Raw genomic sequence first — 13280 nt, 5'->3', positions numbered from 1 at the left:
CAATCTTGAGACGAAAGCCCTAGGAGTTCACGGCGCCGGCCGGCTGAACTGGTCGTCCACCGTAGCCATTGAGCCATCGTTCAATCTGAGCGTAGGCATCCTTCCGCGCCGAATCTTCGGACAGGAAAATGTCGTGCATCGCGTGCTTGATCCGCACGATCGTCACGGTTTCTCCGAGGGACAACGCCCGGTGCGCTACGGCGTGGACGTTCAAAGCCACGTCGGCCCGGGTAGCCGACTCGGACCACCGGGGTTCCAGGTAATCTTTGTCCGATAGCATCACCAGCACCGGGCAATCGATGTCCAAACCGTCAGCAACCGCCGCTTGTGTCTGGAAGATTGCGTTGAGGAATGCGGGGGTGACGGGAAAACCGCGCGCCGGGCGCCATCGGGCGTTGTAGGTCCAGGCTCCCTCGAAGGAAGCAGATACAGCGCGCGAATAGATGCCTGGGTCGATGACTGGCAGCGGTGCCAACGGATTGAACCGTGCACGTAATTGAACAAGCGGCGCGATGGCCCGGCGCCCGAGCTCAGCACCTTGGAATTCCAGCCAGGGACTGTTCAACACGAGTGCCGACGCGACTCCCGGGTGTCTGTGGGCCCACCAGCTCAGGGTGAGGCCGCCCGCAGAATGTCCCATCAGGATCAATGGGCGGTCAGTTCCGCGTTGAGGGCCGGAGCCCGGGCCTGTCCCCGACTCGGCATCAATTACGCCGAGCGCCGCCATGATGTCGTCGTCGTACTCCGCAAGGTCACCCACCAAACCGGGGGATTGGTCGGTGCGCAGGCTTCGGCCGTAGCAGTGCAGGTCGACGGCGTAGAACCGCGCGCCGTGGCGGTGCCAGAATCGGGCAAGCTTGGCCTGAAAAAAGTAGTCCGACCAGCCATGGACGTACAGGACGTCTGCACCGTCCGCGGCCATGTCCCGGACGGGCTCTGTTTTCGGCCGGTACCGCACTAGGGTAGCTGGCCCGGCATCAGTAAGGGGAAGAGTCAGCTGCTCAAAGTCCTTGCCCAAACCATCAGGCGTCCAGTGTTCGTCCATCACGGCACACCCTATCGTGGTGCGGGACCAAAGACCCTTACGCCTGGGTGCACCGCGGGTAAGACTGGGATGGCTGCTGCAATACTGTCGCGCTCACTGGGAAGGCAACTCCATGACGTCTGCACCGCTGCGAGACACTACTTCATTGCCGTCCAGCTATCGGACGCATCGTAGCGTCGATTTCAAGAAGGACCGAAAGTTCGCCACCACCATCCAACTGGTTTTTATGCTGGTTGTTCTGGGCGCCGTGGCAGCCGCTTTCCTCCTGGAACTGCCTCTGGGAACGACCTGGACTCCCGCCTTCACTATCCCAATCACGCTGGGTGCTTGCCTCGCCTACATGGCGATTCACGAAGCAACGCACGGCGTCGTCCTGCAAGCGGTGACGAAAGTGAAGCCCACCTACGCCTTTCGATTTCCGTTTCTGACCACCGGCAACCGCGCTTATCTCACTCGCCAGAATGCAGTGGCTGTCGCCGTCGCGCCAGCCATTATCTGGGGAATAGTGCTCATCGCAGCGCAGCTCACAGTTCCGCAGGACTATCTGTTGAGCGCCTACATTCTCCTGACTCTGAACTTTGCTGGTTCGGCCGGCGACTACGTCGAGGTGGCCGTCCTGCTCCGGCAGCCACAGGATGCGTTGGTTAAGGATGATGGGAATCAAATTCATGTGTTCGTGCCGAAGATTTCCCGTGCTGCGAGATGATGCCAGTGGGGATAGCGCGTCGCTCGCTGCGAGGCCGCTCCCATCGACCGCGCACAACCGTTTCTACCTGCAGCTCTGCCTCGATTGACGTCCCGCATCCCGGGGAGCGGGATAGGAGAGCTGGGGCAGACGACTATCCGCGCCGCTGATGGACCCGACCGGATCGGGCTATCCGCCGCCGACGTTGCAGTGCGCGTCAAAGGCGGCTTGACCAACGATGCTCCCGATCAATCCAGCCGCAGCCTGTGGGAGATCTTCAGGGCCAACGTTTTCACCCTGTTCAACGCCATCGTCGCCGGAAGCTTCGTGCTGCTTCTTATCCTCGGTCAATGGCGGGATGCGCTCTTCGGCTTCGCCGCCGTCGGGAACGCGCTAATCGGGGTGGTGCAGGAGTACAGGGCCAAGAAATCCCTTGACCGCCTCGCTGTCCTCAATGCTCCGCGATCCCGGGTGCTCCGGGACGGGGTTGTTCAGGATGTTGATGTTCAGGAAGTCGTCAAAGATGATGTGTTGGTGCTTCGCGCTGGAGATCAAGTCACGGCCGATGCGGTGGTGGTGCAGGCAAGTGGCCTAGAAGTCGATGAATCGTTACTCACCGGGGAATCGGAACCTGTCGGGAAGGACGTCGGCGCCGAAGTGTTGTCCGGTTCCAGCGTGGTTAGCGGACAAGGCAGGGCGGTAGTCACCCGGGTCGGTGCTGAGTCTTTCGCAAGCAAACTGACGGCGGAAGCCAAACGCTTCTCACTGGTCCATTCTGAGATTCGTCAGGGTCTCAATCAGGTGCTGCGGTGGATTACCCTGGCACTGCTGCCCGTGATGGCCATTGTCATCAATGGACAGATGCAAAGCCAGGGAGGGTGGCAGGTTGCCATCACAACAGGAACCTGGCGAATCGGAGCAGTGGGCGCCGTCGCGAGCGTCATCGCCATGATTCCGTTGGGCCTGGTGCTGATGACGAGTGTTGCCTTTGCTGTCGGCGCCGTCCGGCTGGCACGCCAAAAAGTGCTCATCCAGGAGCTTGCCGCGGTGGAGGGGCTCGCCCGGGTGGACATGCTGTGCCTGGACAAGACCGGAACACTGACCGTAGGCAAGATCGTGTTCGACGCGGTCCATGACACGGGCAACACCCCGCCGGCCGGATGGAAGCAGGCTCTCGGCTGGTTTGGCGCTGACCCGAACGCCAACGCCACGGCGCGCTGCCTATCCGCGGACTTCCGCGACGAAGGTTCGCTTCGACCGCTCTCCTCAGTCCCGTTTTCCTCCGCCAGGAAGTGGAGCGCTGTGAGCTTCTCTGACGGCACGCCGGCTGCCGGGACGTGGCTACTGGGTGCCCCCGAGATGGTACTTGACCCAAAGCAACCCGACGCCGGCCGGGCACTTGAGACGGCTGCCGTTCTTGCCGCCTCTGGGTTACGCACGCTGGTTCTGGCACACGCCCCCGGCGCATTGCTCATCAGGGACGACGTCGAAGTGGAGCTTCCGACTGATCACGCTCCAGCGGTTCTGCTCACTTTTCAGGAAAAGGTACGCCCCGACGCAGCGCAGACCCTGTCCTACTTCAAGGAACAGGGCGTGGAGGTGAAGATTATCTCCGGGGACGATCCGCGGACCGTTGCAGCAGTAGCCAGGAAGGTCGGTGTGACAACCGATGGCGGGTTCGATGCCCGCCAGCTCCCCGACGATCAAGAAGAGATGGCTGAAGTGATGGACCGCCATACGGTATTTGGTCGGGTTACACCGGCCCAGAAGAAGGATATGGTCCGGGCGCTGCAACGACGAGGGCATGTGGTGGCCATGACCGGTGACGGAGTTAACGATGCTTTGGCGCTTAAGGAGGCGGATATCGGGATTGCCATGGACTCGGCAGCGGCAGCGACAAAGGCGGTATCCAGGCTCGTGCTGCTCGATGGGCGATTCGACAGGCTTCCGGGCGTCGTGGCCGAGGGGCGTCGGGTGATCGCCAATATCGAGCGGGTTTCCATGCTGTTTCTGGCCAAAACCGCCTACGCGGTGATCATTTCGATAACCTTTGGCGCACTGCTCTGGGACTTTCCGTTCCTGCCGCGCCAGTTGTCGGCTACTGATGGCATCACCATCGGGATACCCGCATTCTTCCTGGCGCTGATGCCCAACGCTCGACGTTATCGAAGCGGATTCCTGAAACGCTCATTGTCATTCGCCGTGCCCGCCGGGCTCATCATCGCGCTCGCCGTGCTCACCATCAACACCTATTCGCTGTGGGAGGGATCGAGCACTATCGCCGAGCGACGGACAGCTTCAGCTCTCGTCCTGGCCCTCATCGCCCTGTGGGTACTGGTGGTGCTATCCCGCCCGCTGAACCGCTGGCGGGTGTTGATCATTGCCGGTATGTGGGCCGCCCTCGGGTTCGTGCTGGTGGTGCCACCCCTCAGGGATTTCTTTGACTTCACAATGCCCGGGTGGAACCACCTGGCCGCCTCCGCGGTGGTAGCGCTCGCTGGCGCCGTCGCGGTGGAAGTACTGTTCCGATACCACCGTCAGCGTCTTAACCCGGACGCACTTGAGCATGGGTCTGTGTCATGAGCGTTCACCATAAAACCTGGCACGAGAAGCACAAAGCCTCATTGACCTCCGGCCAACGCGCAGCCGATGTCCTGCGGAATGGGATGGGAAGCTGGCCCTTCGTGGGAGGCTTTATCGGTTTCATGCTGATCTGGGCTGGAATCAATACCTGGGCTCTTGCCGCCGAAGCCTGGGACCCGTACCCGTACATCCTCCTGAACCTTCTGCTCTCGATGCTGGCAGGGCTCCAGGGCGCCATTCTCCTCATTGCCGCGAAAAGACAAGACGCCATCTCTGCTGCCATGGCCCAGCACGACTTTGATACCAATCTCAAGTCGAAGGAAGAGATTGAGATGCTGATGGCCATCAATGCTCAACAGCTGGAAATTCTCCAGGAGCTCAGGGCCGTAGCCACTAGTGAGGCTAACGAATCCACTGACCGAGCGGTTACCCGAGAGCGCCGGGACACGGCATCCGCGACGGAAGGGGTCCAAAGCGCCGCGGAAGGGGTCCAAAGACCCTAACGCCAAACCACACCGGCAGGCGACACTGGGGTAGCTGCTGCAATCCTGCCGCACTGACTCGGGAGGCATCTCATGGAAGAATCCAACTCGCCCCGGATCGTTGTGGGTGTTGACGGTTCCGAACAATCAATTGCTGCACTGCGGTTCGCCCGGAAGCTCGCACCGCCCTTCGGAGCGGTGATCCAGGCCATCAGTACCTGGGACTACCCACCGGAATACGCCGGGTATGTGCCGATCGAGAGCGACAACTTCGACGAGATCACCCAGAAGCGGCTGGATACGGCAGTGCAGGCGGCCTATGGCGAGGACCCCCCTGAAGGTCTGGAGAAGCTGGTGGTCTTTTCCCACCCGTCAAAGGGGCTGGTCAAGGCCGCTGAGGGAGCGGTCATGCTGGTGCTGGGACGACGGGGACACGGGAGTTTCCGGGGACTGCTGATGGGGTCAGTCAGCGGCGCGTGCGTAGCGCATGCCAAATGCCCAGTCCTTGTGGTTGAGGGACCGGCCGGGGAACCGGCGGAGGAGCATTCGTGAGGGCACTGCAGTACCGCACTGTTGGTGCCGCACCCGAACTTGTAGACGTACCAGTGCCCGTGTCGGGTCCAGGTGAGGTCCTGCTGCGTGTCACAGCGGCCGGAGCGTGTCACTCGGACCAGTTCATCATGGATCTCCCCGAGGATCAGTACATCTATGGGCTGCCCCTCACACTGGGTCACGAGGGAGCTGGCACCGTCGAGTCGTGGGGTGCGGGGGTGTCCGGGCTTCAGGTTGGCGACGCGATGCTGGTTTACGGGCCCTGGGGTTGTGGGCGCTGTTACACCTGCGCCCAGGGCAAGGAAAACTACTGTGAGGTGGCCGCGACGCAGGGCATCAAACCTCCCGGACTCGGGGCCCCTGGGGCGATGGCGGAGTATCTCATTGTTGATGACCCCCGTCATCTGGTGCCACTGGGTGACCTCGATCCGGTTGCCAGTGTGTCGCTGACCGACGCCGGGTTGACCCCCTATCACGCCATCAAGCAGAGCCTGGCGAAACTGGTACCGGGCTCGACGGCGGTGGTCATCGGTGTGGGCGGTCTCGGTCATGTCGGTGTACAGATTCTCCGTGCATTGAGCGCCACGACGATCGTCGCCGTCGACACGTCAGAGCAAAAATTGGCTCTCGCCCTCGACGTCGGCGCGGACCATGCGCTGCCTCCCGGGGAGGACGCCGAAGTGCAGATCCGTGACCTGACCGGTGGCAAGGGTGCCGTCGCCGTCTTCGACTTTGTCGGTGCCCCAGTGACGACCAGTTTTGCCTCACGGGTAGTGGGTATTGGTGGGGACATCGCCATCGTCGGCGTCGGCGTCGGCACTGTCGACGTCGGATTCTTTTCCACGCCGTGGGACGCCGAGGCCCGGGCCCCCTACTGGGGGTCCAGGTCAGAGCTGATGGAAGTAGTGGAGTTGGCGCGCTCAGGGAAAATTCACGTTGAAGTCGAGGAGTTCCCGCTGTCTGAGGCGCCCGCGGCATATGAGCGACTGCGTGCCGGTACCCTTCGTGGACGCGCTGTCATCGTCCCGGATGCCCACAAGGCGCCACTGTAATGGAAACCCTGACCTCTCTGTTGACTCCGGATCGACCCATCGTTGTCGCTTTCCGAGATGACGTGACCGGGCCCTTGTTGCTGAGGTGGGCTGCAGAGCGCAGCCAACTCACCGGCCAACCCATCCTCCTGCTGCATGCGCTTCCCGATCCGTCGCTGATGCCGCCAGTGGCTGCAGGAGGGAAGCCGTATGGAAGCCTCATCGCTGAGGCCAGGCAAGCTATGGATGACGAGTCCCGGCGAGTGTGTAATGACCACCCGGGCACCCACGTCACAGCTAACGTTCACTGCGGCGATGTAGTCGACGCACTGTTGGGCTTTTCCGACGACGCGGCATTGATTGTCGTCGGTGCTGATCGGGTGGACGACAAAACAGGTGAGTACCTGGGTTCGGTTGGCCAGCAGGTTGCCCTCGGCAGCTTCTCTCCGGTGGTCGTCATCCCCAGGGAAGCGGGCGCTGGTCCCCACACCACCGCCCGAAGCGTTGTCGTGGGGGTAGACGGCTCGGCGGAGTCCCTCAGCGCGCTTCGGGTGGCTGTCGACGAAGCCGACAGGTCAGAACTGCCCTTGACGGTTGTCACATCTTCAAGCAACCAGCCAGCCAGTGAGGACTCAGCGGCCTCGGCGCTTGCCGGTTTGCTGGCCGACCTCCAGGCTGACTATCCCGACGTGGCGGTGTCCCGAGTGATTGACACCCTACGCAGTCCCGATCAATCGCTGGCGTTCCACGCTGCCAGCGCCAGTCTGCTAGTGATTGGCCGGCACGGTCGCGGGGCGAGGCCCGGAATACTCCTCGGCTCAGTGACCCATACGCTTTTGCTGACTCCGCCGTGCCCCACCATGGTGGTCACTCGTCGCTCGCTACCGGGACCCCCTGCTGTGGAGGCGCTGGTACAACATCGAAGCTTCGGCCAGTGATGCTGGTAGGAACAATCCTCATGAATCGGTCCTTGCGTCCGGGCTCCCAAGGGTGGAGCGGAAGGTGGATGGTTGACATGAGCTCAGCCGTGCGTTGAATAGTTGATGCGTGCCCTTTGACCACCACGCTCCAGGCCTGAGAGCCGTCATCCATCAAGCCGTCGGCCTCGAAGGCTATCGGTGCCCCCTCCGCTTCCCGCTGCTTCGATCCCTCAGCAGTTCGGAAGACCAGTGTCCCGTGGTCCACCTGAGCGTTGATCGGGAAAATTTCCGGATGCCCGTCGACGCACAGGGCTAAGCGTCCGTAGGCCGAATCCCGCAGGAGTTCCCAGCAGGTGTGGGCCGGCAGAAAGGATGTTGGTGTAGTCTCGGAGTCCATAGCCCGACAGTATGGTTGGACGCCTCGCTCTGCTAGGGCCGGAAGACCTTATTCGCCGGGTTAGTTAACGCAGGCGCCTTCACATTCAGCACGTTGACGGATTGAAGGTTCGGGGTTCACACTGGAGCCGCACAATGAGCGCCGAACGAACCACCCGGGTTGCTGGCCCCGACGGGGGGACTGAATCCATAAGCTCGATGGTCCACGGCGGCGTAGACCACCTTCTGGCCGGATTTGCGGCGCTGGCCGAGAACCAGGGTTTGCAGACAGTCCTTGAGCGGGTAGTGGCGGCGTCCTGCCGGCTGGTCGATGCGAAGTTCGCCGCTCTTGGCGTCATCGGGCCGGACGGCGTCTTGAGCCACTTCATTACAGTGGGACTGAATGAGCACCAGACCGCTCAGATCGGGGCGTTACCGGTAGGGCACGGGGTGCTCGGTTTGCTGATCAGGGAGCCAAGGCCGCTTCGCCTCAAGGACCTACGCCAACACCCGGCAGCGTTTGGCTTCCCGGCGGGTCATCCACAGATGACGTCATTTCTTGGCGTACCAATCAGGGTGCGCGACACAGTCTTCGGCAATCTGTACCTCACCGAAAAAAACGCCCGCGGTGATTTCAGCGAGTCCGACGAGGAACTTACTGTCGCGCTTGCGGCCGCGGCAGGGGTAGCCATCGAGAACATGCGGCTCTTCGAAGCCGAGACCCGCCGGTCCCAGTGGCTAGAGCGTGGTCAGGAAGCAGTTCGGGCGCTATTGAATAGTTCACCGGACCGGAGTCTGAGCGACGTCGAGCTCGTAGCAGAACACGCGAAGGCAGCGTCCGGTGCAGCACTTGTGCTGATCCTCACCCGTCTGTCCCCCAACAAATCACTGTACTGCGAGGTGGCGCTCGGACTGCACAGCGACGAGCTTCGTGGCAGGCTCGTAGGTGACGGTTCTGCCCTGCACGATGGGATGGGTCCTTTTGGCGATCCCACAGTGCTCACGGGTCAGCACCTGGGCAGCGTGCTGCCGAGTTCAGAGACCGAAGCATTCGAAGCAGCGATGTACACACGAATCACCGATAGAGGCAACCAATCCCGGTTCCTGATCATCGTTCGTACCCGGGACGATCCGCCGTTTTCGCCGGTGGATCAACGAATGGCAGCGGCATTCGCCTCCCAGATCTCGTCCGCCCTTGAACTGACCCAGATGCAGATCCAACGCGAACAGGATGCTGTGTTCGGGGATCGAGACCGGATTGCCCGCGACCTGCATGATCTGGTCATCCAGCGCGTGTTTGCGGCAGGGCTGAGTATCCAGAGTCTGCGCAAACATGTGGTGGGGGAGGAACCCCTGGCACGGATCGCATCTGTGACCACTGAGCTTGATGCCACGATCGGGGAGTTGCGGAACACAATCTACTCACTGCAACCGGTGACGAAGGGCGAAGCTGCGCTGAGTTCACGGATTCTCGCGCTGGTCCGCCATGCCCTCGAGGGGTCACCGGTTGAACCGGTGATTCACTTTTCAGGTCCGCTGGATATAGCGGTCCGGGAGGCCACCGCCACCCAGGTGGAAGCGATCCTCCGTGAAGCCCTCTCCAATGCGCTCCAGCACGCTCACGCGACCACCATCGAGGTGTCCCTGTCCGTGGGAAAACAGTGCCTGAACTTGCGGATCAAAGACAATGGCGGCGGGTTTGCGCAGGGTGGTCGTCGCAGCGGATTAGGAAACATGCAGCAGCGGGCTGCGGGTCTGGGGGGAACAGTCGAGATCGCCTCGCCGCTTGGACAGGGTACGTCGATAGCGGTGGCACTCCCGCTCAGCTGATGCACGTGTCCAGATTGTCACCGAAGGGACTAGCTGGGTACTGAGCTGGGCCCTTTCGGTGGGCCGGAGATATACACGGCGGCCTGCGTACGGCGTTGGAATCCCAACTTCGCCAAGACCGATGACACATAGTTTTTGATGGTTTTTTCTGCCAGAAACAGCTCGACGCCGATCTCCCGATTGGTCATGCCTGCCCCGATCAGAGCAAGGACCCTTTTCTCCTGGACTGTTAGCCCGATGAGACGCGGATCCTCGGGCTGTACGGCAGTGAAACCTGCGACGACCCGTGCCTTGACCTCTTCATCGAATAGGGATTCGCCCCTGGCAGCCCGGCGCACTTTGTCCAGCAGATCTGAGCCGACAATTTCCTTCAGGATGTAGCCAGCGGCGCCGGCGAGAATAGCACCCCGGACGGCGTCGTCGTCGTCGTAGCTTGTCAGGATCACACACTGCAACGATGGATCCACCGAGCGCACGTCACGGCACACTTCTATGCCGTTCCCATCGGCAAGTCGAGCATCCAGGATCGTCACATCCGGTGCTAGGGCCGGGATATGACGGACGGCTTCTACAGCTGATCCGGTTTCGCCGATCACCTCGAATCCCTCCCCTTCAAGGAGGTCCCGGAGTCCACGCCGGACCAGCTCGTGATCATCCAGCAGGAAGACTGTTACCGGTCCGCCGGGCTGTGACGTTTCCTGACTCATCATCGCCTTTCATTGTCCGCTCGTTGTCCTATCATCTGTGATGACACACGGGACTGGCAGTGCCATAGGACCTGATCATGTGTTGAGGCGTGGAATTATTCGACTGGCAACCGGCTTGGCGTACAGAGAACAGTTCAATATTTAACTGGAATGGCCATTGCCATCCGAGTTGCCAGGCCAAGGAGATCACCCATGAGTCAGTTCGAACTAAACCAGCTCCCCGATGTCCAGGCTAGCGGCACCGCCCTGGTAGTCGGTGCCTCAGGAATCGCGGGGTCCGCCCTGGTCAACAAGCTCGCCGGCGAGGGGTGGCAGATGCTCGCCATGTCACGCAGCGAAGGGGTGCCGAAGACCAACGTGCGGTACGTTCCTGCCGACCTGTCCTCGCCCCAGTCTCCGATAGACGCACTGGCTAGCGAAACGCCGACCCACGTGTTCTTCACCGCCTGGGCGCGTCAGGACACCGAACGAGCGAACATCCGGGTGAACGCCGCCATGCTGCGCAACTTGCTGGAGGCGTTGGCCGGCAAGCCGGTTGCCCACGTGGCGTTGATGACCGGTCTGAAGCACTACCTCGGGCCTTTCGAAGCCTACGGCGAGGGGGATATGCCTGACACACCGTTCCACGAAGAGGAGCCACGGCTGCCGGTCAACAACTTCTACTACGCGCAGGAGGACGAGCTGTGGGCCGCAGCCGCGGCGCAGGATTTCACTTGGTCGGTGCATCGCGCTCACACGGTGATCGGTCATGCAGTGGGGAACGCAATGAATATGGGACTGACCCTTGCTGCCTATGCCGCACTATGCAAAGAGTCCGGGAGCCCCCTTCATCTTCCCCGGGTCTGAAACCCAGTGGAACTCGCTGACCGATATGACCGACGCCGGTCTGCTCGCAGACCATATGGTGTGGGCTTCGACGTCGCCCGCCGGAGCTAATGAGGCATTCAATGTGGTCAACGGGGACGTTTTCCGCTGGCGTTGGATGTGGCAGCACCTTGCAGCGTACTTCGGGGTTGCCCCTGAGGGATTCAAGGGTGAGCCACGTCCGCTTGAGGTTCAGATGGCGGGAGCCGAGGCACGGTGGGAGCAGCTTGTTGAGGCACACGCCCTCGCCGAGCCCCGGCTGGACCGGGTGGCTTCCTGGTGGCACACCGACGGCGACCTTGGCCGGAACCTTGAGGTGGTCGCTGATATGAGCAAGAGCCGGGTCGCCGGGTTCACCGGCTATCGCCGCACCCTCGACGCTTTCACCGACCTCTTCGAACGCTACCGCACCGACAAGCTCATTCCCTGAGCTAGCGGCTGGCGGCGTCCTCGAGGTGCACGGAGAGTGCGGTTGGATGTGCCCATCCGTCGATCGGCCTCTGCGATGCCGGCACCGCTGATCCCATAACGGAAGACCTCGGTGTGGCGGCGGGCCAAATCGGCGTACTCTTCGCCGTCGGCCGGGACATACCCAAAAGTTGCAGCACCGTTCAGCGCTGGCTCTGGTGATCCGCGACTGATGCCCAGCTGGAGCCGGCCGCTGCTGATCAACCTATTCGCTTCGTAGCCGTCTCAACTATGTGCTGGCTGGTCGCATTCCCTACTGCGGCCGGACTCTCAGCCACACGTAGTCCCGGGGCGACAGTGTGATACCCCGGTCAAGGCGTAGTGCTGCGTCGTCCAGGATATTGACGACGTCGGGCGCAAACCCGCTCAGTGTCAGCGATTCCACCGTCTGGGGCATGTCGCTGAAGTTGGCCAGCACCAGGATAGTTGAATTCGCGCCGGGCCGCTGGTATCCCAGCACGCAGCGGTTGCTGGTGGCGAAGTCGATCAGCCGCGTTCCGGCCAGCTCAGGGGAAGCGGCGCGGACCCGGATCATCCGGCGCAGGCCAGCATAGATGGTGCCCGCCGAGGTAGAAGCGTCGTGGCGCTGCGCGTATCGGTCCGCGGGGAAACGCGGTCGGTGCACCCAGCGGCTGTCGGCGGAGTGGCCATCCTCAAACATGTACTGGTTGTCGTTGAGCTGACCCACCTCATCACCCAGGTACAGGAGGGGGACGCCGCCGGTGCTGAAGATGATCGAGTGCGCCAACAGGATGCGCTCGACGGCGGGGACCTCATCATGTTCCAGCCCGCAGAGTGATGCAGTAGTCCCGGAAATCCGGCAGTCGCCGGTGCGTGGGTTGTCCTGGAACGGGACGCCGCGGGCAAAGCTGCCGGGAAACCGGTTGACGTAGAACGAGTTAAGGAACTTCCGGTGATCGAAGCCGTTGACGCTCAACTCAGTGGCGTCCTCGTCAGCGAAGGTCCAGCCGATGTCGTCATGGCTGCGCACATAGTTCACCCACGTGGTGCCGGCCGGGATGGTGTGGCGGCGCTGAAGCGCCTGGGCCAGCAGCGACGCATCCCGCGTTGCCAGCGCGTCCCAGATCAACGCCATCTGTAGCGGGTTGTAGGAGAGCTGGCATTCGCCCGGATCAATGTAGCGGGCCACCTCGTCGGGGTGCACAATGGCTTCGGATTTGAACAGAAGCGACGGCGCGGCGAGTCGGCAGACCGCGTTGAACGCCTGCAGGAGCGTGTGTGCCTCGGGGAGGTTCTCGCTGGTGGTGCCGAGCTGTTTCCAGATGAACGCGACGGCGTCCATTCGCAGGATATCGATCCCCTGGTTGGCGAGGAAAAGCATTTCGCGGGCCATCGCCCGGAAGACCGCCGGGTTGGAGTAGTTAAGGTCCCATTGGAAGCTGTGGAAGGTGGCCCACACCCACCGCCCGTCTGCGGTGGGGACGAATGACCCAGGATGATCGTCGGGGAAAATCTCGCGGACGTGCTGCTCGAAGGCGTCCGGCATGGTGCGGTCGGGGAAGATCCAGTAATAGTCGGAGTATTCGGGGTCTCCCGCCGCGGCCTTGCGGGCCCACTGGTGCTCATCCGAGGTGTGGTTGAAGATGAAGTCGACCACCAGGGAAATGCCATTGGCGCGCAGGTCAGCTGCGAGAGCGCGCAACTGCTCCATCGAGCCGAGCGCAGGGTTCACCTCGCGGTAGCTGGAGACGGCGTACCCGCCGTCGGAATGCGGCTC

11 protein-coding genes and 2 pseudogenes are annotated in these 13280 nt (G+C 62.0%); 8 read left to right on the top strand and 5 right to left on the bottom strand.

Annotated elements, in window-relative coordinates; all coding sequences use genetic code 11:
* Window positions 1–19: 19 nt before the first annotated feature.
* Complete coding sequence (locus Y708_RS26510) at window positions 20–1045, bottom strand: alpha/beta hydrolase (protein ID WP_035776891.1); 1026 nt, start codon at window positions 1043–1045, stop codon at window positions 20–22.
* Between the two features lie 112 nt (window positions 1046–1157).
* On the opposite strand from Y708_RS26510, the gene Y708_RS26505 reads away from it, so the two are divergent.
* From Y708_RS26505 to Y708_RS0119255, 6 genes are all read left to right on the top strand, one after another.
* Window positions 1158–1751 carry a DUF3267 domain-containing protein gene (locus Y708_RS26505; RefSeq protein ID WP_051479194.1) on the top strand — a complete coding sequence of 198 codons (594 nt, stop codon included), beginning with the start codon at window positions 1158–1160 and terminating at the stop codon, window positions 1749–1751.
* An 84-nt stretch (window positions 1752–1835) separates the two neighbouring features.
* Entirely contained in the window at window positions 1836–4313 is a 2478-nt protein-coding gene (locus tag Y708_RS26500) for an HAD-IC family P-type ATPase (protein WP_343212996.1), read from the top strand.
* Entirely contained in the window at window positions 4310–4816 is a 507-nt protein-coding gene (locus tag Y708_RS26495; RefSeq protein ID WP_081747027.1) for a DUF1003 domain-containing protein, read from the top strand. The genes Y708_RS26500 and Y708_RS26495 overlap by 4 nt, the downstream gene beginning before the upstream one ends.
* Window positions 4817–4888: 72 nt before the next feature.
* Window positions 4889–5347 carry a universal stress protein gene (locus tag Y708_RS0119265; RefSeq protein WP_028281176.1) on the top strand — a complete coding sequence of 153 codons (459 nt, stop codon included), beginning with the start codon at window positions 4889–4891 and terminating at the stop codon, window positions 5345–5347.
* Window positions 5344–6399: an NAD(P)-dependent alcohol dehydrogenase gene (locus tag Y708_RS0119260; RefSeq protein ID WP_028281175.1), complete on the top strand. Its 1056-nt coding sequence runs from the start codon at window positions 5344–5346 to the stop codon at window positions 6397–6399. The genes Y708_RS0119265 and Y708_RS0119260 overlap by 4 nt, the downstream gene beginning before the upstream one ends.
* A complete protein-coding gene (locus tag Y708_RS0119255) occupies window positions 6399–7316 on the top strand; it encodes a universal stress protein (protein ID WP_028281174.1) in 918 nt (305 codons plus the stop codon). Before Y708_RS0119260 ends, Y708_RS0119255 begins: the two co-directional genes overlap by 1 nt.
* Here Y708_RS0119255 and Y708_RS28715 read toward each other — a convergent pair.
* Window positions 7246–7695, bottom strand: a complete 450-nt coding sequence (locus tag Y708_RS28715) for a pyridoxamine 5'-phosphate oxidase family protein (RefSeq protein ID WP_081747025.1) — start codon at window positions 7693–7695, stop codon at window positions 7246–7248. The genes Y708_RS0119255 and Y708_RS28715 overlap by 71 nt on opposite strands.
* 134 nt (window positions 7696–7829) lie before the next feature.
* Here Y708_RS28715 and Y708_RS0119250 point away from each other — a divergent pair, with 134 nt between their 5' ends.
* Window positions 7830–9503 (top strand): GAF domain-containing sensor histidine kinase, encoded by a 1674-nt coding sequence (locus tag Y708_RS0119250; RefSeq protein ID WP_051479193.1) that lies wholly within the window; start codon window positions 7830–7832, stop codon window positions 9501–9503.
* 29 nt (window positions 9504–9532) lie between these two features.
* Here the strand turns inward: Y708_RS0119250 and Y708_RS0119245 are convergent, their stop codons facing one another.
* Window positions 9533–10210, bottom strand: coding sequence for a response regulator (locus Y708_RS0119245; protein ID WP_051479206.1), 678 nt, complete (start codon window positions 10208–10210; stop codon window positions 9533–9535).
* Window positions 10211–10402: 192 nt separating this feature from the next.
* Here Y708_RS0119245 and Y708_RS26490 point away from each other — a divergent pair.
* Window positions 10403–11504: pseudogene (locus Y708_RS26490) on the top strand (SDR family oxidoreductase).
* 62 nt (window positions 11505–11566) lie between these two features.
* On the opposite strand, the pseudogene Y708_RS31285 reads toward Y708_RS26490, so the two are convergent.
* Both Y708_RS31285 and Y708_RS26485 read right to left on the bottom strand, forming a co-directional pair.
* Window positions 11567–11746: pseudogene (locus Y708_RS31285) on the bottom strand (LLM class flavin-dependent oxidoreductase); the annotation flags it as partial.
* A 49-nt stretch (window positions 11747–11795) separates the two neighbouring features.
* Window positions 11796–13280 (bottom strand): amylosucrase (locus tag Y708_RS26485; protein WP_035776889.1); only part of this gene is annotated, 1485 nt, incomplete at its 5' end.

It is taken from the genome of Arthrobacter sp. H5, from assembly GCF_000520595.1.
Lineage (GTDB): Bacteria > Actinomycetota > Actinomycetes > Actinomycetales > Micrococcaceae > Arthrobacter_D.
Note: the sequence above shows the minus strand (reverse complement) of the source record. Positions and strands in the feature narration are given on the sequence as shown.

What these genes read in the sequence shown, in the direction of transcription:
- Y708_RS0119250 (WP_051479193.1), top strand. Translation starts at nt 7,830, where the DNA reads ATGAGCGCCGAACGAACCACCCGGGTTGCTGGCCCCGACGGGGGGACT.
- Y708_RS26505 (WP_051479194.1), top strand. Translation starts at nt 1,158, where the DNA reads ATGACGTCTGCACCGCTGCGAGACACTACTTCATTGCCGTCCAGCTAT.
- Y708_RS0119265 (WP_028281176.1), top strand. Translation starts at nt 4,889, where the DNA reads ATGGAAGAATCCAACTCGCCCCGGATCGTTGTGGGTGTTGACGGTTCC.
- Y708_RS28715 (WP_081747025.1), bottom strand. Translation starts at nt 7,695, where the DNA reads ATGGACTCCGAGACTACACCAACATCCTTTCTGCCGGCCCACACCTGC.
- Y708_RS0119245 (WP_051479206.1), bottom strand. Translation starts at nt 10,210, where the DNA reads ATGAGTCAGGAAACGTCACAGCCCGGCGGACCGGTAACAGTCTTCCTG.
- Y708_RS26510 (WP_035776891.1), bottom strand. Translation starts at nt 1,045, where the DNA reads ATGGACGAACACTGGACGCCTGATGGTTTGGGCAAGGACTTTGAGCAG.
- Y708_RS0119255 (WP_028281174.1), top strand. Translation starts at nt 6,399, where the DNA reads ATGGAAACCCTGACCTCTCTGTTGACTCCGGATCGACCCATCGTTGTC.
- Y708_RS26495 (WP_081747027.1), top strand. Translation starts at nt 4,310, where the DNA reads ATGAGCGTTCACCATAAAACCTGGCACGAGAAGCACAAAGCCTCATTG.